We start from the raw sequence: 24,812 nt of genomic DNA on the forward strand, positions 1-24,812 counted from the left end.
TCGGATCTGGCTCCGATGTGCGACCCACCGCCGTACAGCATCGTTGCTGCCATGAACCGACGCAGACTCATCGCCCTGTGCCTGGCGGCCTGTCTCGCCGTGCCGCTCGGTGGTATCGCGCTGGCCTCGGCGCAGGCCCACGGCCTCGTGTGGAAAGACTGTGGTGACGGCCTGCGATGCGCCGAATTGGTCGTTCCCGTGGACTGGGCCGATCCTGGCGGGCCCAGAACCTCGGTGCACGTGGCCAAACTGCCCGCGACGGGCAAGAGCATCGGGCCGCTGATCGTCAACTTCGGAGGGCCCGGCACCAGCACGTCGATGCTCAGGCGGAAAAGCCAGCCCGATGCTCCGGCGGAGCTGCCGAACCTGCTTGATGAGTTGCAGAGGAGCTTCGACGTCATCGCCATCGATCCGCGCGGGATGTCGGAGCCCGCGGGCGGCAAGAGAGTGAGCTGCGCGGAGCCCGGGGCCTCCATCTTCGGACTGCTCCTGGCCAGGACGAAGCAGGACTGGGACGCCCACGCCGCCAAGAACGCGGCCCACCAGGCAAGTTGCCGCAAAATGGCCAAATCGGCCTGGCGCGGGATAACGGCATGGAACGTGGCGCACGACATCGACGCCCTGCGCGCCGCACTCGGCCAGGACAAGGTCATCTACGCGGGCAACTCCTACGGGACCGTCTACGCCCAAGCCTACCTGGAGCTGTTCCCGCAGCGGGTCGGCCGGATGTACTTCGACGGCACCGCCGATCACACCCAGCAGGACTTCGAGCCCTGGATCCGCAACTACGCGCTCACGCAGGAGCGCCATCTCACTCGCTTCCGCGACTGGTGCGCCCTCCGCACCGACTGCGCCCTGCACGGCAGGGACGCGGGCAAGGCATGGGACGAGCTCGTCGCCAGGGTGCAGCGCGCGCCACTGCCGGCGTCGGCCGGACGGACGGTGACCGAGGGGCAGCTGTACGCCGGCGCGGTCAAAGGCATGAATCCGGCGCTCTGGCCCCAGCTCGCCACTGCCATCCGCAAGGCCCTCGACAGCGACGCCGGCGGCTTCCTGGAGGGGGAACTGCTCCCGGATGAGGGCGGCATGTCCGTGAGCCAAGACTCCTTGTGCAACGACTTCATGCCGAAGCCGCCGACGTACGAAGAGTTCCAGGGCATCGAGGCCAGACTCCATGAGATCGCGCCGAGGTTCGGCTGGCTCGAGGGACGCTTCGAGCTCGGGCGGTGCTGGGGCCGCAGCGGGGGCGCGTCCTGGGCGCCGCACCCGTTGCGTGTGAAGGACGCCCCGCCGATCCTCTTCGCGATCGGGGAGCTCGACAACAACACCAACTATCGCGGGCAGGCGCACGTGGCCGAGCAGATCCCGTCCGCGCGCGTCCTGTGGCACGGCGACGGCCACGCGTCGTGGGCAGCCAACATCTGCCTGCGGCGGCACGTCAATGCTTACCTGACCACGGGGGGGCTGCCCGCGCCGGGCACGCGTTGCCCGGCCGAGCGGATTCAGAAGGTGGGCAAATGATCGAGGTCACAGACCTGACGAAGCTGTACGGCTCCACCCGCGCGGTGTCCGGGCTCACGTTCGACGTCAAACCCGGACAGGTCACCGGCTTCCTCGGGCACAACGGCGCCGGCAAGTCCACCACCATGCGCATGATCCTCGGCCTCCACACGCCCACCTCGGGCAAGGCGTTGATCAACGGCGTCCGCAAACACGACCTGCGCGACCCCATGCGCGAGGTCGGCGCCATGCTCGACGCGGCCGAGGTGCAGGGCGGGCGCAGCGCGTTCGCTCACCTCCAGGCGCTGGCGCATGCCGGCGGGATCGGGCGCCGCAGGGTCGTGGAGGTGCTGGAGGAGGTCGGCCTGGCCGGGGCGGCGCGCAAGCGGATCGCCGGGTTCTCTCAGGGGATGCGCCAGCGCCTTGGTATTGCGGCGGCGCTGCTCGGTGACCCGGGCGTGCTCATTCTCGACGAGCCGGTCAACGGTCTCGACCCCGACGGCATTCGCTGGCTCAGGACACTGCTCAGATCCCTGGCCGCCGAGGGGCGCACCGTCCTGCTGTCGAGCCACCTCATGACCGAGATGTCCCTTACCGCCGACCGGCTCATCATCATCGGCCAGGGCCGGCTGATCGAGGACACCTCAACGGCGGACCTGCTGGCCCGTTTCCAGAGCGGCGTACTGGTCCGATCCCCCCACGCGGCCCGCCTGTCCAGGGCACTCGAAGCGGCCGGCGCAACCATACACCCCGCTCAGGACACCGACACCGATGAGGAGCCGGTGCCTGGCCGGCCCGCAGCGGCTGGAGTCGATACGCGCCCCGTGCGGGACGCCCGGGCCGGAGAGGAATTGCTGGTGACCGGCCTGACCGCAGCCGCCATCGGCGACATCGCCCTGGCGAACGGCTGCGCCGTTCACGAGTTGGTGTCGCGCCGGACATCACTAGAGGAAGCCTTCATGGAGATCACCCAATGATCAACGTCGTCGCATCGGAATGGCTCAAGCTACGCTCGCTCCGAGCCACCTACTACGTCCTGGCCTCCACGCTCTCGGCCCTTGCGCTCACCGGCTTCGCCGCCTACTCGATCTCGCGCAACTTCGACACCAACGGCCCCGGCGGCGATCCCGTCGGCACGGGTATCAGCCTCAGCGCCGACATTCCGCCTGTGCTGTTCGGCATGCTGGGCGTGTTCACCATCTCCGGCGAGTACGCCACCGGCATGATCAGACTCACGCTGACCACGATCCGGAGCCGGTGGACGCTCCTTGTGGCCAAGGCCGTTGTGGTGGCCGCCGTGGCCGCTGTCGCGGGCCAGGTGCTGGCGTTCGCCACCTACTTCACCGCACAGGCCGTGGTGGCCGGGCGTCCGATCGGTGCCTCGTTCGCCGAACATGCGGCCCTGGCCGAGGTTCTGACTACCGGCGCCGGCTCCGCCGTCGCCGGAGTGATGGGGCTGGGCCTGGCCACGGTCCTGCGGTCGACACCGGGAGCGCTCATCGTGCTGGTCGTCCTCCCGCTGTCCCCGACCGTGCTCGAGCGCTTCCTCCCGGCTCCGTGGAACGACTGGATCAGCTCCTTGACCATTCCGTCGCTGGCCAGGCAACTGGCCACCGTACCCGACGCAGGAGCCTTCGATCCCTCAACGGCCGCCGTCATCCTGGTGGGTTACGTCGTGGTGTCCCTCCTGCTGGCAACCCTGGCGATCAACCACCGCGACGCCTGACCGGACACTTATGGGCGGCCATGTACGTGGAAGGACAGCTATCACGTACATGGCCGCCCGCCGCTTCGCTACGGGTCGGGGCCGCGCCCGAGGTATGTGGGGTGAGTGCCACCACAGCCGCGCACAAGGGAGATCCAGAACGTGGCCGGGATGAATTGACGTTCCGTAAGGGGATCCTCAACCGGAACACCCACCAGCCGAGACAGACACCCAGGTCGAGGTGTTCCGTATAGGTGTTCCACACACTGCTCCGGTGAAGGCCCCCCATCCGGGACACTTGGGCACGTGAACGGAACCCGCGTCGGCTACGCCCGCTGCTCCACCGACGAACAAGACGTCATCATCCAGACCGAGCAGCTCCTGGCCCTCGGCGTCCCCGAGGATCGCATCTACATCGACCGCGGCTTCTCCGGAACCACCCGACGCAACCGCGCCGGCCTCGACCAGGCCCTCGCCGCCGTCTGGGACGGGACGGTCTTCACCGTCACCAAGTTCGACCGGTTCGCCCGCAACATGGCCGAGGCCAACGAGACCCTGACCGGCCTGTCCGGCCGTGGCGTCCTGTTCGGACTGGGCGCCTCCGTCTACGACTGGAACGACCCGTTCGGCCGGCTGTTCCTGCAAACCCTCGCCATGGTCGCCGAGTTCGAAGCCAACCTCGGGCACCTGCGTACCCGCGAGGGCATGGCCCTGGCCAAGAAGAACTGCAAGCTCAAGGGCAAGCAACCCAAACTGCCTCAACCAGCCCGGCGCTCCATCCGCCGGCGCTGCGCCGAGGGCGAGGTGTCCCTGGCCGTCCTTGCCACCGAGTACAGCGTCGGCCGCTCCACCATCCACCGCATCATCCACGGGCCAGAGACCTCCAGGTAGAGCGATCACGCACCGAAGCTGGACGTCACACTTCAGCCAAGATCATTCTCAGCGCCAACGGCTGCTCCTGGGTTCCCCGACCCCAGACGTCGCCGACGCCCAGCACGTCGTCGGTGATCGGCCCCTCTCTACCTGTCTGCGCCACTCCGCGCAGACCCGCCCGCCGCAGGGCGTCCACGACCAGTTCCGTGTACGGCTCGGCCCGCGTGCCCGCCAGGCCGCCGAAGCCGACGAACACCGGCGCGGGACCCGCGCCCAGGAAGTCCGTCAGCACGGGTTCCGGCTGCCAGCCCCTCGGACGGACCGGTCACCAGTAGCCGGTGACCTCCAGCCCGGGACGCCAGCCGGTCGGCCGGGGCACGACGAGCGGGCTGAAGCCGTGGAAGTCCGGCCGTCCGGGAGCCCCCGGTTACTCACAGCTACTTTGCGTCTGGTGGCACGGACCCGAGCGGAGGGCCATGTTGGCGAAGCGGGCGAGCGCCTCCGCCGTACGGCCGCCGCAGTGCAGCGCCTCGATCAGCGGCGCCAGCGCTGCCACGGCCGCGCCCGGATCGGTCACGGCGCGCGCCCAGCGCAGCGAGACCTCCTTGCGCTCCTCGCCCAGCGCCCTTCGGGCCCGTTCCACCCACTCGCCGGGCACCCCCGCCAGCGGTTCGCCGCGCCACAGCGTGAGCACCTCCTCCAGCAGTGGCCCCGGATCGGGTGCGGTGACCGCGCGCTCGGCCAGCGTGCGGAAGCGGGTGACGTCGACTGCTGACTCGTCCACGTCGAGCAGGTAGCCGCCCAGCCTGCCTAACACGTCGCCGTCGTCGCCGAGCACCTCGCGGTGGATCTGGGTAATGATCGTGTACAGGGTCTTCCTGGCGCCGTTCGGCACCTGCTCTCCCCAGATCCTGTTCTCCAGCGTCTCCTCCGATACGACGTGCCCGACCTTCCAGGCCGGCGCGGCCAGTGCGAGCGCCACCTGCGGAGGACGTATCGGGATGATCTTGCCCGCGCGTTCCAGTTCGACCGGCCCAAGCAACGGAATCAGCACGATCTCGAGCGTAGTCATTGAGATGGCGTTGAGAAATCGCTGAGAACGACGGGCCATACTGCGTGCAGTGTCGTCGTGGACGGAGACGGTGATCATGCTTTACGTCGCTGTTGGATGTCGTGTGCTGCTGGTCATCGTGTTCGCGGTGGCGCTGGCGAGCAAGGTCTCCGGGCGCGAGGCGTGGCGGCGTTTCGCCACGTCGGTGACGGACATGACGACCTGGCGCTCGCCGGCCGTCCCGTTCGCCGTGGCGGCGGGCGAGGCCGCGGTGATCGTGCTGACCGCGGTGCCGTTGGGGTGGGCGGGCGCGGCCGGGTTCACGCTGGCGGCCGTGCTGCTGGGCGGGTTCACCGTCGCTACCCTGCTGGTCATGCGGCGGGGCGCCGCGGTGCCCTGCCGGTGCTTCGGCGCTTCGGAGACACCGCTCGGGGTGCCGCACGTCGTCCGTAACCTGGTGCTCGTTTCGCTGGCCGTACTGGGACTGGTGGCTACGGCGGGATCGGGTGCCGCGGACGTGGGGATCGCGGTGCTGGCCGGTCTGCTCGGCGCGGCGCTCGGGGTGCTCTTCACCCGCTGGGACGACCTGGTGTCACTGGTCTAGGTTGGCCGGGTTCTCGCAGTCCGGAGCCTGCGTGGCCGGGATGATCGGGGCGAGGGCGGAGGCGGGGCTGCCCGCGAGCGCGGCGCTCCCACGCTGCGCAGGATCGTGCCCGCGCGGCGGACCGCCTCGGCCTGCGGGGCGGGCAGGTGGCGGCGCATGGTCCGCTCCTTGCGCCACCGCTCGCGTGCCCTGGCCCTGCGCTCGGCGCGCAGGTACCCGACCAGGCGGTCGCGGTCCTGGGTGGCGCGGCGCAGCAGCCGTTTCAGCTCGCGCTCCTGCTCCTCGACGTGCGAGCAGAAGCGTAAAGGCTGCGCGCGATGGTCGACGCTCTGCCGGACGGCACCCCCGCAGGACGGCGTGACCGCGCCGTCCTGGTGCTCGGCTTCGCGTTGATGGGCCCGCCGCTCGCAGATCGCCGACATCGACATCGGCGACCTCACCTTTACCGCCGACGGCCTGGAGCTGTACGTCCCCTTCAGCAAGACTGACCAGGACGCCCATGGCGAGATCGTCGCCATCCCCTACGGCCAGCATCCGCAGACCTGCCCCGTCCGGGTGACCCGCGCATGGCTCGCCGACCTGGCGGGCGCCGGCATGACGACCGGGCCGCTGTTTCGCCCGATCGACCGGCACGGCCGCATCGCCGCCCGCGGCCATCCGGCTGCCGGTCGCGGCCGCCGCGAACGGCTGACCCCGCAGACCGTCAACCTGATCGTCAAACGCGCCGCCGCAGCCGCCGGCCTCGACCACGCCGAGGCCTACACCGCCCACGGCCTGCGCGCCGGCGGCGCCACCTCCGCTGCCAAGGCCGGCGCGCCCATGTCCGCGATCACCCGCCATGGACGCTGGGCCGACAGAGTGGGCGACGGCGGTGACCAGGTCGCGTGGCCTGCGGCTGGTCCCAAAACGCGGCCGAGGCGATGGTGGCTCGCCGGGTAGGGTCTGGAGGAGCCGGTGGTAGGAGTCGGAGCCGAGCCGAAGAGGTACGGCTCGATCTTCCGGGCGTGGCATCTGCTCGTGTCCGTGCTGCTCAGATCTCGCCAAGCGCCGCTGCCGACGGAGAACCCGGTTCCACGGTGTAGAGGCCGAGCGTCTGGCCTGGGGCCCCGGCCGAGGTGAAGGCCTCGAAGCCGAGGGTGAGTTCGCCGGCGCGACAACCTGCAGGACGTCCGCTCATCCTGTCCCGATGCCGTGCGTCACGGTTCAGGATCCGAAGTCGTTCGAGGCGTCAGCCGATGGCCTGTCGCCACGCCGGGGCGAGCGCGATCCGCCGGAGTTGCTCAAGAGTCAGCGCCGGTACGCTGCGGTCGGCGGGAAGACGGTAGGCGCCCGCGTTGAGTGCCGAGATCACCACCCTCAGGCCGTCCGCGCCGAGGGTGTCGACGGTCCATTCGATCGCGCCCGCTCCCCCGCGCGGCGCCGGCCCCTGGCGCACCCCGACGCGAGTGCCGTCAGGCAGTGTGGCGGCGTTCCGGAACACCTGTGCCATGGCAGCGTCACCCGGCTTCCACTGCTGGACGTTCACGGCGACCAGGCTCTTGCCGTGGCCGTCGTCGGCCGTGACGTGCCCGAAGCCGTCGGCACCGCCCGGTCGCCCGGCGCGCACGCCTGCCGGAAGCAGTCGCTCGATGACGCGACTGATCTGCGGCGCGGTCAGCCGGGGTACCGATCCGGTACGGGGAGCGGCAGGCGGCGCGGGCATGGCCACGAGAACCGGGTGCCACACGGGAGAGGTCGCCACGGCGGCGAGTTGCTGATGAGTCAGAGGAAGAGTGGACCGACCGGCCGCCGACACGAAGACCTGCCTGCCGTCCCCGTAAGTGAGCAGAGCACTGAGGAGTTCGCCCCCTGATGGGTTGTTCTCATCGCTCGGGGAGCGGTCCAGCACGAGCCTGGCCCCGCTGGGCAGGACGGTCAGGATGCAGCGGCTGTAGGGGTGATAGGCGGAGTCCGGGCACTGGGCGTACTGGACCGGAACGGGGACGGGCCATCTGTTGAGCTTCACCACTACTTTCGCCGAGCTCCCGCCCGCCTCGAAGAGCACTTGAGCGGAGGGCGCCGGACCGGGCTCGGCGCTCAGTCCCCGTCCCTGCTGCCCTGAGAGTCTTCCCGGCGGAAGCTGGGTCTGGAGCAGATGAACCATCTGCTGGGCGGATACACCCGCTGCGGCGGATTCCGCGGGCCGAGCGGCAGCGCAGCCGGCGACGGCGACGGCGACGGCGACGGCGACGGCGACGGCGACGGCGAGGACGGACGTTGCGATCGAGGCGAGCAAGCGGACTGTTCTGCGCGGCCTGACTGGCATGGCGGGCCTCCGTTCATTCGATTCACCGGGCCTGCCCGGGGGGCGTCCGCCCCCCGGGCGGGGACAGGTCAGGCTCCGGGGTAGGAGATCGAGCTGATGGAGTTGTCGTAGGGGTAGTCCAGCGCGTTCCAGACGGAGTTCGGCGCGAAGTAGCCGTAGGTGCCCTGGAAGTTGACGTTCGTCCAGGCCTCGATGGCGACCGAGTTGGTCTTGATGGAGGAGATGGCGTCGTTGTAGGCCCAGGCGCGCAGGTCGGGCACCCTGGGCGGGTTGGTGTTGGTGCCGGTCAGGCAGGCGCGGGTGATCTCCCACATGTTCCAGTCGTCGCACAGCTTCCACGTGCCGGTGGCGGCGGCAGCGGGGCCGGCCGCGACGCCAATGATCCCGATGCCCAGGACCAGGCTCGTAGCGGTCGCGATCAGGGCCTTACGGAAACCTTGCATGAGAACTCCTCCTCGGTTCTTTCCTCCGCCCCTTGACGGAGGCTGTTCGGGCGTGGTCGAGGACGGGCTTGTCATCGAACCCTGAGTGGATCGGGCCTCTATGCACCATCCGCCGACACCTGCATCACTTCCAGTGAATGATTGGATACTCTGGGCAACCTCGAAAGGGAGGGCTTAGAGCCGATCCGGAGCGTTCCTTCGCGCCGGATCCGAGCGGAACAGTGCCGGAACGTCATGGGAGCGCCGCTTCGGGCGCCTACGCTGCAGAGCTGAAGTGGTCAGGTCTCCGGCGTGGACTCAGCGGGACTCGACGCCGTCGGTCGGCTGCGCTTCGAAGTGGTCACCGTCTGGTGGTAGTTGCCCTGCGCGCCGGTGCCGGTGGCGGTGCGGATGGGCCGGGAAGCGGTCGTGACAGTCGCGGCCTGCTTGTCCCCGGTGGAGGTGGCCTGGTCGGACATCTCTGCTCCTTTCCGTAGCCACCGGGCTCGCTCGTCCGGGTCGCTGGGGGCTGATGTCTTCACGATCGCGCGCGGTCGGCTCGCTTCGCGCCCGTGGTAGTCCCTGGCCCTACCCTGGCCGCCCCGAGGCCGGTCGGTCGGGCGACTGTCGTACCGTCGCGGGCCCGATGGCCCGCAGCGCTCGCGCCGGTTCCTTGCGCAAGGTGATGGCCAGCTTGATGAACACCACGCGCAGGTCCCATTCGACCGTGCGGCGGCCATCGCGGGTTCCTGCAGGCGTCCGATACGGCGGACTGCGTCACGAGGTCGTGCTGCGCGGCTCCCTGGACCCCGGTTCCCGGCTGAGTGCTGTCGGACGCCACCCTGTGACCACCGTTCGTCGGCAGCGGGCTCGTCGATCGGCCCGGATCAGGGCGTCGTCGACGGCCGCTGCGCGATGACGTTCGCGAAGTCCTGAGCCGCCGGCGATATCAGGCTCGCGCCCAGGCCGTGGCCTTCTCCACGGGTGAGACGCCGTACTCGGCCTCGACCGCTGCCGCGATCAGGTGGCAGAACAGGTAGCGCTGGAGTGGTGCGAGCCCGAGTCTGGCCAGGTGGCCGTAGAGCATGTTGATGGCCAGCCGGTGACCGAGGAACCAGTCGGAGCCGAGCACCTCGTTCTTGTACCGTCCGGTGGCCAGCAGGATCTCGTGGAAGTCGATGGTGTGGAGCTGGCGCATCTCGGGTTCGGGCGCGGCGGCGTCGAGGTCGATCTTCCTTTCGCGGATGAGGGGTGCGGCGATCGCCTTCCTGCGCTCGACGTAGTCGAGCCATTCACGGACGTGCGCAGGGGTGCGGCCCTCGTCCACCTCGGCCACCCGGCGGCGCACCAGGGCGCGGAGCTGCCGCTCCTGCTCGCGGTACTTGGCCTCGAAGCCGGCGCGCACGCCGTCGCGGTCCACGCAGTAGGAGGCGAAGGCGTCGGCGTGGGAGCGGAAGGACATGTACCCGCGCGAGATCGGCGGCACGCTGGTGTGCGCGAAGGCGATCATCAGGTCGAGGCTGAGCTGGAAGAGTGACAGCTCTCCCCGGCGGATGGCGGCCAGCGTCCCGAACGCCATCCGGCTGCTCTCGGCATGGTAGGAGTCGAGCAGGTCCCGCAGGGTACGGCTGCCGAGCACGTGCAGGCGGTCCTCGTACGGTTCGGTCTGGAGCGTGTTATCCGGATGCCACGGCCGCAGCGGTCCGTGGTCGCTCTCCCGGACGGCGAGCGCCCGGTGGGCCTGCTCCAGCGCGGCCTCGTCCAGAACCGCCCGAGAAGGGTGTTCGCGCAGGTAGCGGCCGAGCCGGTCGGTGGCCAGCGGCAGGATGTCCGAGTGCCAGGCGTCGGCGGGGGCCTGGAGGTTGAGTCGCAGGTGCGGCCCGCGCCGCCAATGACGTACGAAGTGCGGTCGCCGCACCCGCTCCCCCAGTTCCTCCAGCAGCGGTCGCACGGCGTCGAGGATCAGCCCGTCCTGGTCGGCCTGGTAGTAGCGGACCTGGATGCTGTGCCAGGGGGTCGTGAGGTCGTTCACCGGTGCTCCAGTTCGCGGTAGGTGGTGCCGACGAGGTGACGCAGGTGCGACTCGTGCCCGCCCGGCAGGCCGAGCCGGTTGCACAGCAGGTGGACGCAGCGCAGGAGGAGGACCAGCAGGTCGCCGCGCGGCCGGGTGACACCGGAGGGGACGAAGGTGGATTGTGCGGGTTCCGGATTGAATCGGCCGGTGGCCTGGAGGTCCAGGACGCGATGACGAAGGGTGTCGATCGAGCGCCACCAGGCGCCGAGCGGATCGCCGGCGCGGGGGTGTTCCTCGCCGCCGGCGATGCGGTGGCTGCGCAGGAGCTGCGCGGCGAGCGCGGCCCGCTGCCCATCGGAAGGCCCCGGCTGGTCGGACGGTTCTCCAGGGGCGCAGCGGCGGTCGCGGGTGGTGGAAAGCGTACGGGCGAGGCGGGCGGGGTCCGGTTCCCAGGCGGCCAGGGCGAGCATCAGGGCGAAGGCGGCGAACCCGGCCCGGCGTCCGGGCCCGATCTCGCCCTCCAGCAGGGCGAGCGCGATGCGGCTGGAATCGTGGAAGTGCCGCTCGGCGGCCTCGACCGCCTCCGGCCCGCCGTACGTGCCGTACTCGGGGCGGTACGCGATGGCCTCCACGCCGTCGCGGGCGCGTACCCGCCGGTCGTAGTGGAGGAGGTGCTCGGCTCTGGCGTACCGTTCGGCCGTGGCGGCGTACCGGCCGGGGTCCCAGGAGGCCGGCGAGGGGTGGGCGGCGAGGTGCCGTTCCAGCGCAGCCGTGGCACGCTCGGCCACCTCCTGCGGGCGGGCGGACGGCAGGAGCCGCAGCCGCAGATGCGGCCCGCCCTCCCAGTAGCGCAGGAAGAAGTAGCCCGTCAGCAGGCCGTCGGCGGCGAGCTCGCGAACCAGCCCGCCGACCGCCTGGACGATCAGCCGGTCGGTGCCGCCCTGATGGAAGGCGTGCAGTGAGATCCACGGCTCAGCCATCGCCCACCTCCACCACGTACTCCGTGACGTGGCCGTCGCCCGGCTCGGGCAGCACCTCCTGGAATGCCGTACAGGTGCCGCTGTCGCCGAGCTGCCGGTCGAAGGCGGCGACCAGGGAGGGGTCGGCCAAGTCCAGGAAGGTCGGTTTGGCCAGCCGTGCCGTACGCATGGGGTCCTGTCCCCACGTGCCCGGGTCCAGGGAGAAGACGAAGCAGCGGGGCGGGATGCCGGACGCGGCGAACCAGCGGGCCAGCGCCAGCAGGTGCTCGGTCTCGGGCTCGCCGGGCCGGCGTCGAGGGACGTCGGTCGTGGCCGCGTACCAGGTGGCGCGGGCCACGACGACCTGGCCCAGCCACACCCTGGACCTGCTCACGACCGCTTCAGGCGGCTGACGTGGCGGCTCGGCGAACAACGCCCAGGTCGGCACCGCGACGTTGGGCTGGTCGCCGAACAGGTGCAGCAGCAGCCGGGCCGTACGCGGCAGGAACGGCGTGGCGATCAGGCCCGTGTGGCGGGGCAGGACGCGGCGGCCGTCGGCGGCGCGTACCAGCTCCAGCTCCCCTGCGGCGGGATCGTGGCGGACGGCCAGCTCGCCCAGCGTGAGGCGCGCGCCGGGCGGCCGGTCGGAGACCGCGCCCGGATAGCTCAGCTCGTGGACGGTCGTGGCCGAGCGCAGGTTGACGTTGTGACCGAACAACCCGGTCATCTCGACCGGAAGCCCGCCGTTCTCGGGTTCGGCGGGATTCGGCTCGTCCGTGAGACCCGCGACCGTCAGGAGCCGGTGGACCCGGCTGCGCGCGGCGCCATGACCGGCTGCCACGCTGTTGAGCACCAGCCGCACGGGCCCGTCCCCCGGTAGAACCTGCACGTAGCACGCCAGCGAGCGCACCGGCCGGGCGCTGCCCGGCCGCCCGGACAGCCAGTCGGCCAGCATCTCCGGCTGCTCGTGCAACACGCTCAGCGTACGGTCGCGGAACCGCCGCAACTCGACCGCCGCGGGCAGTGTGCTCACACTCTCCGCCGCCGCGCCGCCGCGATGGAGCAGACTGTGCAGCGCCTGGCCCTCGGGGGTGGCGAGCTGCGCGGCCAGCGTCCGGTGGAACCGGACGAACGGGACCTGCGCCCCGGCGCCGGACGCCCGTACGAAGAGGTCGGCGGCCAGCAGCCGGATCTCGTTGTCGCGCTGGAAGACCCCCAGCAGCTCGCGGAGCAGGTGAAGGTCGTCCAGCACCGCCCGCCAGGCCCCCTCCCCCAGGCGCACGGCGGGTGCGACGAAGACGGCGTTGTCGCGGAAGAGGTTCTTGTCCGGGAGGCGCGTGCCGGGCGGGGCCAGGCGGCGCAGCGCGGTGCGGGCCTCGTCCTGGAGGGCCAGCTGCCCGGACAGCCCCGCCGCGCCGGGAGCGCGGGCCACCACCCGCGCGAACGCGGTGAGCGCGTCGGCGGCGGGACGCGGCGCCAGCCCGCGGGCCAGGTCGGCGAGATGGGCGGCGGACTGATCGGCGACCGGCGCGAACCTCTCCAGCACCTCCAGCTCGATCAGCCGGGCGAGCGTGTCGGGCGGGACGAGCCGCCGCGCCTCGCCGAGCGTGGTCCCGTCGGTCAGCGAGTTCAGGAGCCTGCGCAGCGGCGGCGTGGCCCGGACGCTCCGGTAGGCGTCCTCGGTACGGCTGAGGTACCACAGGCGGTCGTCTTCCCCGGTCAGGCTGGCGTTGGGCCTGACCAGGAAGCGGGCCACGAGGTCGTCGTCGGTCGCGGCAAGGTCGCCGAGCAGCCTGCGCAGCAGCCACAGGTCGGGCTCGGCCGCGACGCGCCAGTTCCCCTCGCCGGTCGCGGTGACCGGTTCCGGCCCGGGATCCCAGCGTCCGAGCCCCATCATGGTGAACGTCGAGTACGGGCTCGTCTTGGCCGCCACCCGCGAGAGGTACCGGCTCAGCCGCAGGTCCAGCCGCCGGGACGGCGTGGCGATGGGCGAGTCGAGCCAGCGCCGCAGCGCCTCGGCCAGCGACGGGCTGGCCTGGACCAGGCCGTGGGTGAAGACGTCGGCCGAGGCCCATTTACGAAGGTTGCGGTGCCTGTCCTGGCGTTCCTCCTTCAGGAGTGCGGGCAGCGCGGCCCGCAGCCGCTCGTTCTCTCGCGACGTCTCCAGCCACCGCCGGACCCGCCGGTCCAGCTCGGCCGGAAGCTCGGCCGAGCCGGCGAACGCCGCAGGACGGCGTCCGTTGTACAGCGCCCGGCGGAGGGCGACCAGGCGGGACCTCGCCCGCCCCGAAGGGACGTCCGCGATGCACGGCTCCAGGGCGAGCGCCAGCTCGCGCCCTTCCGCCGCCAGCCCGGCCTGCTCCTTGAGAATCTCCTGGACGGTCTGCCAGGTACGGCCGCACCGCAGATCGTCAAGAACGGCCGCGGGCAGGGCGGCGACCCTGACCACCACGATGTCCGGGCGCCGACGCCGGATCGCCATGCGGATTCCGCTGCTCTTCTAGATCAGCCAGCTCTTGCCCGAGGTGCATCCCGACGCACCGATCTCGGTGTTGCCCAGGCCCATGGCCACGGCCTCGACGAGCACCTCGGAGCCGGGAAGCTCCACAGTGGCGACGTCCAGCGCGTCCAGGTCAAGGGCTTCTTCGTGCAGATCCATGCTGCCTCCGTTTCCGAACGGGCGCCGTTCGCGCCCCGACACTCTGTCAAGAGATCACGGAAAACGGCACACGTCCACGTTTCGCCATATATCGGACGGCCTGGAAATTGCGGATAAATGTCGCTGTAGTCGCCTGCTCAACGATGAAATCGAACGACGCAGCCGTGGCGACGGCGGCCCACTCTGGAACGAGAAACACCGCAGTCCTGCCCGCTACCGAGCCGCAGCCGCTCGATACGACGTGCGGAACGGCTCGAACGCCAAGGGCGTGGGCCTTGTAGGTCACGCACTCCCCCAGGTAGCCCGGTCACCCGATGCACCGAGATCGAGTCCAGCACGGCCACCGGGCCGATGCGGCCCGGCCGACCCCGCCGACGGGACGCTGCCGTCAGACGTACCGGACGCCGGCACGTTCCGTGTCTGGGGCCGCGCCATTACTGCGACCACCTCCGACGGCTTGTTGGCATGCATTCCGGTACCGGACGTGGACCGGCTGGAACATCATCCCCCGCCGCAGCATGGCGCCGGGCGCGACTCCCGGTCACCTGCAACCTGGCGCCGGCCAGGCACGAGGCGAGAACACGCACAGGATTCGCCAACTACGACAACGTCACCGCGACCGGCACGACCGACGGCTCCGACCTAGGGATGTTGGGCCGCCCCGTGACCGCCAGGCCCGCCTGACCTCGCAGATGGCAGCGACACCACAGGCAGGCAAGAGCAAGGGCCCTGCCATCCGCCGCCCGGCTACTCTTCGCGAGCCTGCCGGCCGATCATGGACACCAGGGTGGAGATGAGCTCCTCGGCGGTGGTCTGCCACTTGTCAGCGGCCAGGTGCCCGCTGACTTCCAGGTCGGCGATCCCATGTGCGCTGGTCAGCAGCAGTGCGGCAAAGTGACGGGCGTGCTGTGCGCCGGTCAGGTCGCCGACGATGGCGAGGAACTCGTTCATGACTCGATCGGCCGCGCGGGTTGCCGCGTGGATTGCGGCCGGGTCGCCGGTCGGGGTGGCGAACATCAGCCGGTACAGGTGGGGGTGACGGCGGCCGATCGTCATCAGCGTGGACAGGGCGTGGTGAGCTTGCCGGCCGGGGGCAGGCTTGGATCGGCGCGCACGTCCTGCACCTGGTTCGCGAGGCGGTCCAGGGCCTCAGCCGCGATGGTGGTCAGCAGGCTGTCCTTGTCGGGGAAAATGCCGGTACGGCGCCCCGCGGCTGATCACGCCGATCACTCTACCGTTGACGCTGTCATCTGACCGATGGGACTGCGTCGTTGCGACCGAGGCCTCCGTCGGCCATCGAGCCGAGGACTGTCCGCCTCCGCCCGCCCCCCGAAGGCGCGCGGCACCGCCAGTCGGCTTGGCGGCAAGATGACCAGCCGCATCCGAAGGCTTGATCACGAGATCGTGCGCCCGGATCCGACCAGTTCGTAGCCTTGTGCCATGGCAAGGCTGACACGGCCTGAGCACCGCGCTCGTTCACAATGCCGCAGGGCAGTACCTCCCCCTGTCACCGGACAGCGCCGGCAAAGCCCTCCAAGGCGCCACGGTCGCGGGCCGCGAAGGCGATCTGGTACTGACATTCGACCACCTGCGACCGGTACCCGGCGCCTACCCGATCGTCCAAGTCACCTACGAGATCATCTGCGCGGGGAGCCGGGACTCGCTGATACGCACCTTCTCGACTACACCTCGAGCGACGCCGGCCAGTCCTACCTGGCCCTGTACGGCTACGCCCCCTTCCCCACGACCTGCTCGTCCAGGTCCGCCTGCGCCTGGGAGCGACGAGCTGAACCGCCCACCGCCAGCGGATGCACCACTAGAGACTGCGAACCTGGGACAGCGCGCGCCGGCTCGGGGAGCTGGAGTTGGGTGCGGCCGAGGCGAGCTCGACGAAGGTGGTCTCGCACAGGGATTCTGCGCACGGCGAGACAGGGCCGCCGCGGGAGCGCGCCGCCTCTCCGCCCTCCTGGCTCATCCGACTCAAGCGGGGTACACCTGCCGTGGAATCACGTTGCGCGATTCCGTCACACCCATATGCCGCGCGATCGCACCTTCGCGGAGATGGTCACCTACCAGAAAGAGATCGACCGATGGCCGTCAGCAACCTTGTTCTCATCGCCGGGGCCGGCGGCGTGGGCCGCACGGTCCTGGACCAGTTGCGCGCGCAGGACGTGCCGGTGCGCGTAATGGTTCGCCGGGACGGTGATCGTGCCGCGGACCTGCGTGCGCGGGGCGCGGAGGTGGTCGTGGGCGATCTGACCCGGCCGGAGACCGTCGCCGCCGCGCTGGAAGGAGCCGGGCGGATGTACTTCGCGATGCCCGTGTCGCCGGACCACCTGCTGGCGGCGACCGTGGTGGCCACCGTGGCGAAGGAGTACGGGGGGTTGGCGGGCTTGGTCGACATGTCGCAGATGACGGTGTCGCAGATGACCGCCACCAGCACTGCCGAGTCGCACCAGCAGCGGCTGCACTGGCTGGCGGAGCAGGTGTTCGACTGGTCCGGCCTGCCGGTGGTACACATCCGGCCGACGGCGTTCCTGGACAATCCGCTGTTCACCACCCTGGCGGCACGATCGATCCGGGCGAACGGCACGATCGAGCTGCCGTTCGGCACCGGGCGCACGTCACCGATCGCCGTGGACGACGTCGCCCGGGTGGTCGCCACCGTGCTTCGCGATCCGGTTCCGCACGTGGGGCAGGCCTACGAGCTGACCGGGCCGCGCACGGTCGACATGACGGAGATGGCCGAGGAGTTCTCGCGGGCCTTGGGCCGTACCGTGTCCTACCTGGACGTGCCCCTGGACCGATGGCGGGCCGGGGTGCTTGCCGAGGCGGGCCTGCCGCCGCACACCGAGGAGCACATCGCCACCATGGCCCGGCTGCACCGCGAGAACCGCTACGATCGCGCCTCCGACGACGTCGAACGGGTGACCAGCGTGCCGGCCGGGACGATCGAGGCCTTCGTGGCCGCTCACCGGGACTTCTACCTGGGCTGAACCGTCTCAGTCACATCCCGACCCGTGCTTGTCTGGGACGCCGTCGACTACTGGCATGTCCTCACGTTCAGGCTCCTGGAAATTCCACACGAGGCTTGTCACCCATCGCCAAGGGGGCGGGCGAAGGCAGATGCGGTCGAGCATGCGGTCCGGCAGCACCCGCGACAGGATGGTGAGCAGGGCAGCGTCGCGACCGATGGTGTAGCGCGTGCGAAGCTTCCCGGCGATGACGGCTTTGGCGATCACTCGGGCGGCATCGGCGGCGGACTTGCCGCTGGTGGTGAACGCGGCAGTCTGGGCGGTGACCGCCTGGACCAGCGAGCCGTAGCGATCCCGCTGGTCCGGCGACATGGCCTGGGCCAGCCGACGTGTGGTGGCGATGCCCCGGTCGGCCATCTCCGTACGGATCCCGCCGGGCTCGACGACCACCACCCGCACGCCCAGCGGCGCTAGCTCTCGGCGCAGAGCGTCGCTGACCGTCTCCAGGGCGAACTTCGTGCCCGCGTAGGGCCCGTAAGTGGCCATGGCGATCTTCCCGCCGACCGAGCTGACGTTGACCACCCGGCCGGAGTGACGCAGCAGAGCGGACAGCAGGGCCTGGGTGACGGCGACCTGCCCGAACAGGTTGACCTCGAACAGCCGGCGCCACTCCTCCAACGGCAGGGTCTCGACCGGGGCGTTGACCGAGATGCCGGCGTTGTTGACCAACGCCCGCAGCACGCCCGGCCGTGAATCGACACGCGAGGCCAAGTCGGCGATGTGCTCGGGCTGGGTGATGTCAAGGATGACCGGCTCGACGCCAGGGGCCGCGGAGCGTGTCGGCGTCCTGCTCTCGGCGGACGCCGGCCAGGACGTGGAATCCTCGGCGGGCCGGCTCGCGGGCGGACGCCGCGCCGATCCCTGTCGAGGCCCCGGTTGTCGGCCCCCACCCGCCCGGAAAAACCCGGGGCGTCCCGCGCGGTTGCAGGCCAGGGCCAGCAGGCCCGCCGTGAGCGCGGCGATCCCCGTGGCTGCCGCCGTCCAGTCGTGGCCGCCGTTCAGTCGTGGCTGCCGTTCAGCAGAGCCCGGGACGCGTCGGTCAGGGCGCTCGGCAGCCATGCCCTCAGCGGTCCGATCAGTGCCAGGACGGGCAGGTCGAGCAGCACAGCGAGTGAGAGACCCACCGTCGCCGGCACGCCGCGGACGTCCGCCATGACGGAGACGACGCCGCCCCCGACGCCCTGGTCAGCGGCATCAGCTGACCACCGTGACGTGACCATTTGTGAGAACAGAATCAGCCCAACGCATCGCCCGGCCCGCAACACGGCTCTCGTCCGCATTCCTCAGCCCCGTCGCGCCCCGCAGAGGCGAGGCGGTCGACCGAGTAGGCAGCACCAGTGGGTTACACGGGCGCGAGCCGGCGACCCGGCGCGTCAGGCTGAATGAATGATCAATGAACTGCCCGGCCCGGCTCTCACGCAGGTGCTTCGCCTGTACCTCGTGCTTGGCGCCGCACTCGATCTCGGCGATGCCGGACGCGGCAGGCGCTTGATCGTGCCGCTGACCGGCGGCCGGTTCACCGGTCCCGAGCTCAACGGCAACCTGTTGCCCGAGGCCGGCGTCGACCGGCAGATCATGCTCGCGGACGGCACGATCCTGGGCGAGCTGCGATGCACGCTGCGCACCGACCTCGGGCACCTGCTTCAGATGCGCTCGCGCACCGTCAGCTACGGCGACCCGGCCGGCGAATCCCTGATCCGCGCCACCACGCTGCTGGAAGCCGCCGCCCCGCATCTGCGCTGGGTCAACCGGAGCGTGTTCGTCACCGTCGCGGCCCGCCGCGGCGAACGTATGACCGCTGAGACTTATCTGGTGTCATAAGCCGCTCCACCGCGCTAGATCGCCGCCGCGGCCACAAGCTCATACTGCTGTCATGACCGACCGCGCTGTGACCGGACCGCAACTGCTCGGCCGCCAAGACGAGTGCGCCGCCATCGACGAGCTGCTCGATCGCGCTCGCGACGGACACGGATCGGTGCTGGTCGTGCGTGGCGCGACGGGCGTGGGCAAGACGGCATTGCTGGACTACGGAGCCGCCCGTGCCCCGGCCTTCCGCCTGGCCCGGGTGGCCGGAGTGGAGTCGGAATCGGAGCTGATGGGCGCCGGCCTGCAGCAGCTCCTCGGATCGTCGCTTATCGAGGGGGCCCGGCGCCTGCCGAGCCCGCAACGAGACGCGCTCCAGATAACGCTGGGACTGCGAGGCGGGCCCGCCGCCGACCGGTTCCTGGTCGGCCTGGCCGTCCTCGGCATACTGAGCGAGCTGGCCGACCAGCGTCCTTTGCTGGTCATGGTCGACGACGCTCAGTGGCTGGATTCGATCTCGACCCAGGTCCTCGCCTTCGTCGCCAGACGCCTGGCGGCCGAGCGCATGGCGATGTTGTTCTCCATACGTGAGCCGGGCGATGACACCGAGCTCGACGGGCTCCCCACCCTGCCCGTGAGCGGCCTTGGCGATGACGACGCCCGCCGGTTACTGAGCTCGGTCGTCCCGGGCGGGCTGGACGGGCAGGTGCGCGACCGGATCGTGGCCGAGACGCGCGGCAACCCCCTGGCCCTGCTGGAACTGCCTGCCGCGATGACACCGGCCGAACTGGCCGGCGGGTTCGGGCTGCCCGATGACCGCATGCTGTCCGGGCGCATCGAGCACGGCTTCGTACGGCGCATCGAGGCGCTGCCCGGCGACACCCGCCTGCTGCTGTTCACCGCCGCCGCCGAGCCGGTCGGCGACATGCTGCTGCTGATGCGTGCGCTGGAACACCTGGGCATCGCCCTCGACGCCGCCGAGCCCGCCGAGACGCGGGGCCTGATCCATGTCGGCCCACGGGTCGTCTTCCGCCACCCCCTGGTCAGGACCGCCGCCTACCGGGCCGCGCCGCCGGAGGTACGACGCCGCGGGCACGCGGCGCTGGCCAGGGCCACCGACCCCGAAGCCGACCCGGACCGCCGCGCCTGGCATCGCGCCCACGCCACAGCGGCACCGGACGAGGACGTCGCCGCCGAACTGGAGGAGCGCGCCACCCGCGCGCACGCCAGGGCGGGCGCCGAGGCGGCGGCAGCGTTCCTGCAGCGAGCGGCCGAGCTGACACCCGACCCGGCACGGCGCGGCACGCGGGCTCTGGCCGCGGCCCAGGCCCAACTCGACTCCGGCGCTCTCGGCGCGGCCGAAGCCCTGCTCGCCCTGGCCGCGCTGGCCCCGCTCGACGCCGCCGACCAGGCGCGGCTGGAGCGCGTGCGCGCCCACATCGCCTTCGCCCGCACCCGGGGCAGCGACACCCCTGCCCTGCTCAGCACGGCGGCCAGGCAGCTCGAAGGAGTCGATCCCGAGCTGGCCCGCGAGACGCATCTTGAGGCCATGTGGGCGCTGATGCGCAGCGGCAGGTTCGCCAAGCCTGAGGGCGTGCTGACGGCCGCGGCCGCCGCGCTGGCGCCGGTCGCTGATCATCCCGTACGGGCCGTCGACCAGTTCCTCGACGTGCTCGTCACCCGGGCCACCCGCGAGTACGTCCAGGTGCTGCCGTCGGTCAGGCGGGCGATCGCGACCTTCCAGCGCGAGGGCTTTCACCGCGACAACATCGCCTGGTGCTGGCTGGCCTGCCAGCTGGCCATGGACGTGTGGGACGACGACGCCTGCGCCGCGATGGCCGGCGGCCTGGCCGAGGCGGCCCGTGCGAGCGGCATGCTCACGGTCCTGCCGTTCGCGCTGAACTACTCCGCCGCCCACCAATTGTTCGCAGGCCGCTTCGACCTGGCCCAGCAACTGATCCAGGAAGCCGACTCGATCACCCAGGCGACGCGCAACGTCGCCGTCGCCGACTTCTCCATCCTGCTCGCCGCCTGGCGAGGGGACCGGGAACGAACCCTCGGCATGCGCGATCAGATCATCGCCGAGGCGACCGACCGCGGCGAGGGTTTCGTCGTGGAGGCGGTGGAGTGGGCCGCCGCGACTCTGCATCTGGGCCATGGCGAGTACGGCGCGGCCGCCGACGCCGCGCACCGGGCCGCCGAACCGGACGGGATCGGCTTCACCGTGTGGGTGCTCCCCGAACTGATCGAGGCCGCCGTCCGCTCCGGCGACGCGGCCACGGCACACGAGGCCTTCCAGCGCCTGGAGGAACGTTCGGCGACCAGCGACACGCCCTGGGCGCGCGGCATCGAAACCCGTTCCCGAGCACTGCTGAGCGAGGACGGCGAGGCTGAGGAGCTGTACCGGGAGGCCATCGAGCACCTGGCCCGATCCCGCGTCGCCGTCCACCACGCCAGAGCGCAGCTGATCTACGGGGAGTGGCTGCGCAGACAGAACCGCAGGGTCGACGCACGAGCCCAGCTCAAAGCCGCTTTCCACGCCTTCGACGCCATGGGCGCGCAGGCCTTCGCCAGCCGTGCTGAACGCGAACTGCTGGCGACCGGCGAAACGGTGCACAAGCGATCCACGGGCCCGAGCGTCCGGCTCACCCCTCAGGAGGCGCAGATCGCGCGGCTGGCCGGCGACGGGCACACCAACCCGGAGATCGCCGCCCGCCTGTTCGTCAGTCACCGCACCGTCGAATGGCACCTGCGCAAGGTTTTCACCAAGCTCGACATCACCTCACGCAAGGAACTCACGCGAGCGCTTCAGACCAACGGGAATCCCTCAGCGGTCTGACCACCCCGGGGGGACCAGGGTAAGGCCAGGGACTGTTACGGGCGCGAGGCGTCACGATCGCAGGCGATCGTGAACATGTCACCCCCGGGGTCGCCTGAACGAGCGGCCCCCACAGGCCACCGCGGGAGAAGACATGACCGCCAAGCGCAGAAGCATCACCATCCTGTTCGCCGCCCTGGCCACCGGCGCCGCGCTCGTCGCCACGTCGCCCAGCGCCCTGGCGCAGGGCAACTGCTACCACTACGGCTACGCCGGCTACGCGCAGCTCTTCACCGGGTACAACTTCGACGGCGACTGCTTCGAGGTCCAGGTGGGCACCGGATGGCAGCCCCTTCCGGCCTACGCCAGCAGGAAGATCTCCTCGGTCAGAAGCTGGGGCTGGTACGGAAGCGAGCATGTCCAACTGGCCGACTCGATCTACAACGGCGGCCTGAGCATCCCCGCCGGCAGCTGGGTCACCAACCTCGACTACATGGACGACAAGACCGACCACGTCAAATTCGACTGAACACGAAGACGCCGTGGAGTACGGCCCTGCTGTACTCCACGGCGACGTTGATGCCCTCGAGAGGGGGAACAAGCATGACGTATCGGACTCTGCACCTCACGCGGGCGGACGAGGGCGTACTGGGTGTGGTGATGGACGCGCCGCCGATGAACCTGATCGGACCTGAGCTGGTGCGCGACCTGGTGAACCTGGTTGGCCGGCTGGCAACGGCGCAGGATGTCCGGGTCGTGATCCTGGAGAGCGCCGACCCCGAGTACTTCGTCCCCCACGTCGACCTGACCAAGGTCGCCGACTACACCTCCGAGGCGGCCAAGGCGGGCGGCCCCGGCGACGCCTCCCTGGCGATGCTGTGGCATCGGCTCAGCGAGCTGCCGGTCGCGACCATCGCGAAGATCCGCGGCCGGGCCCGCGGGGCAGGCAGCGAACTGGCGCTGGCCTGCGACATGCGCTTCGCCGCCCTGGAGAACGCCGTCCTCGGGCAGATCGAGGTCGGCACCGGCGCCCCTCCCGGCGCAGGCGGCATGCAGCACCTCACCCGGCTGCTGGGAAGAGGGCGGGCCATGGAGGTGATCCTCGGATCCGAGGACTTCGACGCCCGTACGGCAGAGCGGTACGGCTGGATCAACCGGGCGGTTCCCGACGCCGAACTGGACGCCTTCGTGGCCCGCCTCGCCCGGCGGATCGCGTCGTTCCCCGCCGAGGGGGTCCGTACGGCCAAGCGGGTCCTCAACGAGCTGACCCTGCCCGCAGCCGACGCCTTCCGCGCGGACGCGATCCGCTTCCGAGACTTGGTCACGGCAGAAGCCACCCAAACCAGGGTGAAGACCCTCTTCGCCCAGGGACTGCAGACGCGGGGGCCACTCGAACTCAACCTGGGCGACCGCCTCGGCGACCTGTGAAGATCAACGCAACGTGAGCCCGCTTCCTCTGTGGACGACCCCGAGAGCACGCTCGACCGTCTCGTCGTTCTCTCCGACCGGCGCGACATAGTCGAGCACGGCACGGGCCGCCGACTCACCGAGTGTGCGGGTGATCACCCACGTGGCAAGGTACTGCGACGCAAGGCACCCACCAGCCGTCGCGATGTTTCCCTGGGCATGGAAGGGCACATCCAGGACCGTGACATTCTCCGCTTCGACGAACGGCCGACTCGTCCGGTCAGTGCAGACCGGCATACCGCCCAGCAACCCCAGGCGCGCCAGCACCAGCGCCCCGGAACACTGCGATCCGATGAGCTGCCTTCCGGGATCGAGCGGCAGCATGGACAGCAGCCGATCGTCGGCGACCACGTCGCGGGTCTTCACCCCGCTCCCGATGAGCACGACCTCGGCCTCGGTCACGAACTCGATCGGCCGCTGCCCGGTCACCGGAACGCCGTTCATCGACGTGACGACGGGCGTCGGCGTGGTGATGAACGCTTCCAGCCCGTCGGGCCGGCACCGGTTGATCAGCGCCGAGGCGATGAAACTGTCCAGCTCGTTGAACCCGTCGAAGGTGACCACCGCTACCCGCATGACGACTCCCCGAAATCAGACCCGACAGCTGCGGCCAGGTTGGCGCGCGCCATCCTGACATCATCACCCATCTATGGCCTTTGCTCTATCGGGGCAGATGTTGGATCGAGCTGGAGTCCTTGAGCCCCGCAGGTGACGACCGCGACTTCGCCGTCCGTGACCACACCGGCTTCGGAACCGCCCCGCTGGGCAGATGGTCCACCTCCAGAAGGATCACGGTGCCCTCGATCGTCGGCAGCTCAGCCGAATCGACCCAGGCCGCACGGCGGGTCAACCGCGGGTGCAGCCGATCCCAAGACCAGGCGGTGGCGCGCCCATACAGGCGGGTTTCAGCTTCGGTGGCCACGTCAGGCTCGTCCCAACTGCCCAGGTCACCGAAGACGAACTCGCCCCCATGACGCGGCAGCCGGCCGTTGGTCCCCGGCACCCGCGCTGGGGCCGACCAGCGCAGCACCCGATCCGAACGCATCCTGGCCGGGATCTGGATGGGCAGATCACGCAACAACCATGCCAAGCGCGGTCCGTCATGACCCGCATCGGCCACGATCAGGAGGTCGGGGTCACCGCACTGCCAATGCCCGGCAGCCATGAGCCGCTCGAGCACCTCGCGCAGCTGGGCGGCGATCACTGCGGCCAGATCATCTCCCGGCGCCAGCCGGAGCGCATCCAGCGGTGCCGTCCACGAGCCGTGGCCCGTCTCCAACGCCACCACGAACGAGTACGGCCAGCCAGGGATCATGATGTGCTGGTCCTTACCCCGCCCATGGGTGTGGCACAAGATCCGCTCCGGCGAGGTGTGCGCGTCCGGCCGCAGCCGGCATGCCAAGCCCACGGGTACGAGACCACCGCCTCTCACGTCCCCGATGATCAGTCAGTCATCCTTGGGCACCCGCATCATCCAGAACGCCGCCCGCTCTCTCAGCTGATCTCAGATCGCCACGTTCGGCGAGGGAGGCCGGATACGGGCAGGCATTCATGTTGCCTGCGAACGTCCGGCGGAGCTCCGGTCACTCGGCCGACC

Annotated in this window: 28 protein-coding genes; 11 read left to right on the top strand and 17 right to left on the bottom strand. The window is 70.4% G+C overall.

Annotation, left to right across the window (positions count from 1 at the left end; all coding sequences use genetic code 11):
• Positions 1–51 precede the first annotated feature (51 nt).
• The 4 genes from ACWCSU_RS25950 (at position 52) to ACWCSU_RS25965 (ending at position 4,096) form a co-directional block, all read left to right on the top strand.
• Complete coding sequence (locus tag ACWCSU_RS25950) at positions 52–1,521, top strand: alpha/beta fold hydrolase (RefSeq protein ID WP_449938184.1); 1,470 nt, start codon at positions 52–54, stop codon at positions 1,519–1,521.
• Positions 1,518–2,477, top strand: coding sequence for an ATP-binding cassette domain-containing protein (locus ACWCSU_RS25955; protein WP_449938187.1), 960 nt, complete (start codon positions 1,518–1,520; stop codon positions 2,475–2,477). The genes ACWCSU_RS25950 and ACWCSU_RS25955 overlap by 4 nt, the downstream gene beginning before the upstream one ends.
• The gene (locus tag ACWCSU_RS25960; protein WP_357705952.1) at positions 2,474–3,226 is read left to right on the top strand and encodes an ABC transporter permease subunit; all 753 of its coding nucleotides are present in this window, start codon (positions 2,474–2,476) and stop codon (positions 3,224–3,226) included. The genes ACWCSU_RS25955 and ACWCSU_RS25960 overlap by 4 nt, the downstream gene beginning before the upstream one ends.
• A 285-nt stretch (positions 3,227–3,511) precedes the next feature.
• Positions 3,512–4,096, top strand: coding sequence for a recombinase family protein (locus ACWCSU_RS25965; protein ID WP_449938190.1), 585 nt, complete (start codon positions 3,512–3,514; stop codon positions 4,094–4,096).
• A gap of 25 nt (positions 4,097–4,121) precedes the next feature.
• Here the strand turns inward: ACWCSU_RS25965 and ACWCSU_RS25970 are convergent, their stop codons facing one another.
• Both ACWCSU_RS25970 and ACWCSU_RS25975 read right to left on the bottom strand, forming a co-directional pair.
• Positions 4,122–4,370 carry a hypothetical protein gene (locus tag ACWCSU_RS25970; RefSeq protein ID WP_449938192.1) on the bottom strand — a complete coding sequence of 83 codons (249 nt, stop codon included), beginning with the start codon at positions 4,368–4,370 and terminating at the stop codon, positions 4,122–4,124.
• 135 nt (positions 4,371–4,505) lie between these two features.
• Positions 4,506–5,132 (bottom strand): AfsR/SARP family transcriptional regulator, encoded by a 627-nt coding sequence (locus ACWCSU_RS25975; protein ID WP_449938194.1) that lies wholly within the window; start codon positions 5,130–5,132, stop codon positions 4,506–4,508.
• A gap of 94 nt (positions 5,133–5,226) precedes the next feature.
• Here ACWCSU_RS25975 and ACWCSU_RS25980 point away from each other — a divergent pair, with 94 nt between their 5' ends.
• On the top strand, positions 5,227–5,733 hold the full coding sequence (locus ACWCSU_RS25980; RefSeq protein ID WP_357706043.1) for a MauE/DoxX family redox-associated membrane protein: 507 nt from the start codon (positions 5,227–5,229) through the stop codon (positions 5,731–5,733).
• Here the strand turns inward: ACWCSU_RS25980 and ACWCSU_RS25985 are convergent.
• Positions 5,730–6,161, bottom strand: coding sequence for a hypothetical protein (locus ACWCSU_RS25985; protein WP_449938195.1), 432 nt, complete (start codon positions 6,159–6,161; stop codon positions 5,730–5,732). The genes ACWCSU_RS25980 and ACWCSU_RS25985 overlap by 4 nt on opposite strands.
• Positions 6,162–6,288: 127 nt before the next feature.
• Between ACWCSU_RS25985 and ACWCSU_RS25990 the strand changes: the two genes are divergently transcribed.
• Entirely contained in the window at positions 6,289–6,672 is a 384-nt protein-coding gene (locus ACWCSU_RS25990) for a hypothetical protein (RefSeq protein WP_449938197.1), read from the top strand.
• 91 nt (positions 6,673–6,763) lie between these two features.
• Here ACWCSU_RS25990 and ACWCSU_RS25995 read toward each other — a convergent pair whose 3' ends face one another.
• The 10 genes from ACWCSU_RS25995 to ACWCSU_RS26040 form a co-directional block, all read right to left on the bottom strand.
• A complete protein-coding gene (locus ACWCSU_RS25995) occupies positions 6,764–6,910 on the bottom strand; it encodes an MmyB family transcriptional regulator (protein ID WP_357705946.1) in 147 nt (48 codons plus the stop codon).
• A gap of 51 nt (positions 6,911–6,961) precedes the next feature.
• Positions 6,962–8,008, bottom strand: a complete 1,047-nt coding sequence (locus ACWCSU_RS26000; protein ID WP_449938200.1) for a hypothetical protein — start codon at positions 8,006–8,008, stop codon at positions 6,962–6,964.
• A gap of 98 nt (positions 8,009–8,106) precedes the next feature.
• On the bottom strand, positions 8,107–8,481 hold the full coding sequence (locus ACWCSU_RS26005; protein ID WP_364103988.1) for a hypothetical protein: 375 nt from the start codon (positions 8,479–8,481) through the stop codon (positions 8,107–8,109).
• Between the two features lie 278 nt (positions 8,482–8,759).
• Positions 8,760–8,939, bottom strand: coding sequence for a hypothetical protein (locus ACWCSU_RS26010; RefSeq protein WP_364103991.1), 180 nt, complete (start codon positions 8,937–8,939; stop codon positions 8,760–8,762).
• Between the two features lie 470 nt (positions 8,940–9,409).
• Entirely contained in the window at positions 9,410–10,492 is a 1,083-nt protein-coding gene (locus ACWCSU_RS26015) for a thiopeptide maturation pyridine synthase (RefSeq protein ID WP_449938202.1), read from the bottom strand.
• Positions 10,489–11,454: a lantibiotic dehydratase C-terminal domain-containing protein gene (locus tag ACWCSU_RS26020; RefSeq protein WP_449938204.1), complete on the bottom strand. Its 966-nt coding sequence runs from the start codon at positions 11,452–11,454 to the stop codon at positions 10,489–10,491. The genes ACWCSU_RS26015 and ACWCSU_RS26020 overlap by 4 nt, the downstream gene beginning before the upstream one ends.
• Positions 11,447–13,915, bottom strand: coding sequence for a hypothetical protein (locus tag ACWCSU_RS26025; protein ID WP_449938205.1), 2,469 nt, complete (start codon positions 13,913–13,915; stop codon positions 11,447–11,449). The genes ACWCSU_RS26020 and ACWCSU_RS26025 overlap by 8 nt, the downstream gene beginning before the upstream one ends.
• 18 nt (positions 13,916–13,933) lie before the next feature.
• Positions 13,934–14,092, bottom strand: a complete 159-nt coding sequence (locus ACWCSU_RS26030; RefSeq protein WP_185845188.1) for a hypothetical protein — start codon at positions 14,090–14,092, stop codon at positions 13,934–13,936.
• 46 nt (positions 14,093–14,138) lie between these two features.
• A complete protein-coding gene (locus tag ACWCSU_RS26035; RefSeq protein WP_449938208.1) occupies positions 14,139–14,378 on the bottom strand; it encodes a hypothetical protein in 240 nt (79 codons plus the stop codon).
• A gap of 461 nt (positions 14,379–14,839) precedes the next feature.
• Positions 14,840–15,148, bottom strand: coding sequence for a TetR-like C-terminal domain-containing protein (locus ACWCSU_RS26040; RefSeq protein WP_449938211.1), 309 nt, complete (start codon positions 15,146–15,148; stop codon positions 14,840–14,842).
• 1,034 nt (positions 15,149–16,182) lie between these two features.
• On the opposite strand from ACWCSU_RS26040, the gene ACWCSU_RS26045 reads away from it, so the two are divergent.
• Positions 16,183–17,088, top strand: a complete 906-nt coding sequence (locus ACWCSU_RS26045; protein ID WP_449938214.1) for an NmrA family NAD(P)-binding protein — start codon at positions 16,183–16,185, stop codon at positions 17,086–17,088.
• A gap of 6 nt (positions 17,089–17,094) precedes the next feature.
• Here ACWCSU_RS26045 and ACWCSU_RS26050 read toward each other — a convergent pair whose 3' ends face one another.
• Positions 17,095–18,186: an SDR family NAD(P)-dependent oxidoreductase gene (locus ACWCSU_RS26050; RefSeq protein ID WP_449938216.1), complete on the bottom strand. Its 1,092-nt coding sequence runs from the start codon at positions 18,184–18,186 to the stop codon at positions 17,095–17,097.
• Complete coding sequence (locus ACWCSU_RS26055; protein WP_449938219.1) at positions 18,126–18,281, bottom strand: hypothetical protein; 156 nt, start codon at positions 18,279–18,281, stop codon at positions 18,126–18,128. Before ACWCSU_RS26055 ends, ACWCSU_RS26050 begins: the two co-directional genes overlap by 61 nt.
• Before the next feature lie 232 nt (positions 18,282–18,513).
• Here ACWCSU_RS26055 and ACWCSU_RS26060 point away from each other — a divergent pair, with 232 nt between their 5' ends.
• From ACWCSU_RS26060 to ACWCSU_RS26075, 4 genes are all read left to right on the top strand, one after another.
• Positions 18,514–18,948, top strand: a complete 435-nt coding sequence (locus ACWCSU_RS26060; protein ID WP_449938221.1) for a DUF3237 domain-containing protein — start codon at positions 18,514–18,516, stop codon at positions 18,946–18,948.
• 52 nt (positions 18,949–19,000) lie between these two features.
• Positions 19,001–21,769: an AAA family ATPase gene (locus ACWCSU_RS26065; RefSeq protein ID WP_449938223.1), complete on the top strand. Its 2,769-nt coding sequence runs from the start codon at positions 19,001–19,003 to the stop codon at positions 21,767–21,769.
• A 133-nt stretch (positions 21,770–21,902) separates the two neighbouring features.
• Positions 21,903–22,277, top strand: a complete 375-nt coding sequence (locus ACWCSU_RS26070; protein ID WP_449938225.1) for a hypothetical protein — start codon at positions 21,903–21,905, stop codon at positions 22,275–22,277.
• Positions 22,278–22,351: 74 nt separating this feature from the next.
• Positions 22,352–23,176, top strand: a complete 825-nt coding sequence (locus ACWCSU_RS26075; protein ID WP_449938228.1) for an enoyl-CoA hydratase/isomerase family protein — start codon at positions 22,352–22,354, stop codon at positions 23,174–23,176.
• Between the two features lie 3 nt (positions 23,177–23,179).
• On the opposite strand, the gene ACWCSU_RS26080 is transcribed toward ACWCSU_RS26075, so the two are convergent.
• Positions 23,180–23,791, bottom strand: coding sequence for a type 1 glutamine amidotransferase family protein (locus tag ACWCSU_RS26080; RefSeq protein WP_357705939.1), 612 nt, complete (start codon positions 23,789–23,791; stop codon positions 23,180–23,182).
• 85 nt (positions 23,792–23,876) lie between these two features.
• Positions 23,877–24,647, bottom strand: coding sequence for a transposase (locus tag ACWCSU_RS26085; protein ID WP_449938232.1), 771 nt, complete (start codon positions 24,645–24,647; stop codon positions 23,877–23,879).
• Between the last annotated feature and the right edge of the window lie 165 nt (positions 24,648–24,812).

It is taken from the genome of Nonomuraea sp. NPDC001699, assembly GCF_053596455.1.

Excerpts from the sequence above, each read along its gene's own strand:
- ACWCSU_RS25950 (WP_449938184.1), top strand. The coding sequence starts at position 52 with ATGAACCGACGCAGACTCATCGCCCTGTGCCTGGCGGCCTGTCTCGCC.
- ACWCSU_RS25955 (WP_449938187.1), top strand. The coding sequence starts at position 1,518 with ATGATCGAGGTCACAGACCTGACGAAGCTGTACGGCTCCACCCGCGCG.
- ACWCSU_RS25960 (WP_357705952.1), top strand. The coding sequence starts at position 2,474 with ATGATCAACGTCGTCGCATCGGAATGGCTCAAGCTACGCTCGCTCCGA.
- ACWCSU_RS25980 (WP_357706043.1), top strand. The coding sequence starts at position 5,227 with ATGCTTTACGTCGCTGTTGGATGTCGTGTGCTGCTGGTCATCGTGTTC.
- ACWCSU_RS25985 (WP_449938195.1), bottom strand. The coding sequence starts at position 6,161 with ATGTCGATGTCGGCGATCTGCGAGCGGCGGGCCCATCAACGCGAAGCC.
- ACWCSU_RS25995 (WP_357705946.1), bottom strand. The coding sequence starts at position 6,910 with ATGAGCGGACGTCCTGCAGGTTGTCGCGCCGGCGAACTCACCCTCGGC.
- ACWCSU_RS26005 (WP_364103988.1), bottom strand. The coding sequence starts at position 8,481 with ATGCAAGGTTTCCGTAAGGCCCTGATCGCGACCGCTACGAGCCTGGTC.
- ACWCSU_RS26010 (WP_364103991.1), bottom strand. The coding sequence starts at position 8,939 with ATGTCCGACCAGGCCACCTCCACCGGGGACAAGCAGGCCGCGACTGTC.
- ACWCSU_RS26020 (WP_449938204.1), bottom strand. The coding sequence starts at position 11,454 with ATGGCTGAGCCGTGGATCTCACTGCACGCCTTCCATCAGGGCGGCACC.
- ACWCSU_RS26025 (WP_449938205.1), bottom strand. The coding sequence starts at position 13,915 with ATGGCGATCCGGCGTCGGCGCCCGGACATCGTGGTGGTCAGGGTCGCC.
- ACWCSU_RS26030 (WP_185845188.1), bottom strand. The coding sequence starts at position 14,092 with ATGGATCTGCACGAAGAAGCCCTTGACCTGGACGCGCTGGACGTCGCC.
- ACWCSU_RS26040 (WP_449938211.1), bottom strand. The coding sequence starts at position 15,148 with ATGACGATCGGCCGCCGTCACCCCCACCTGTACCGGCTGATGTTCGCC.
- ACWCSU_RS26045 (WP_449938214.1), top strand. The coding sequence starts at position 16,183 with ATGGCCGTCAGCAACCTTGTTCTCATCGCCGGGGCCGGCGGCGTGGGC.
- ACWCSU_RS26050 (WP_449938216.1), bottom strand. The coding sequence starts at position 18,186 with ATGGCTGCCGAGCGCCCTGACCGACGCGTCCCGGGCTCTGCTGAACGG.
- ACWCSU_RS26055 (WP_449938219.1), bottom strand. The coding sequence starts at position 18,281 with ATGGCGGACGTCCGCGGCGTGCCGGCGACGGTGGGTCTCTCACTCGCT.
- ACWCSU_RS26060 (WP_449938221.1), top strand. The coding sequence starts at position 18,514 with ATGATCAATGAACTGCCCGGCCCGGCTCTCACGCAGGTGCTTCGCCTG.
- ACWCSU_RS26065 (WP_449938223.1), top strand. The coding sequence starts at position 19,001 with ATGACCGACCGCGCTGTGACCGGACCGCAACTGCTCGGCCGCCAAGAC.
- ACWCSU_RS26070 (WP_449938225.1), top strand. The coding sequence starts at position 21,903 with ATGACCGCCAAGCGCAGAAGCATCACCATCCTGTTCGCCGCCCTGGCC.
- ACWCSU_RS26075 (WP_449938228.1), top strand. The coding sequence starts at position 22,352 with ATGACGTATCGGACTCTGCACCTCACGCGGGCGGACGAGGGCGTACTG.
- ACWCSU_RS26080 (WP_357705939.1), bottom strand. The coding sequence starts at position 23,791 with ATGCGGGTAGCGGTGGTCACCTTCGACGGGTTCAACGAGCTGGACAGT.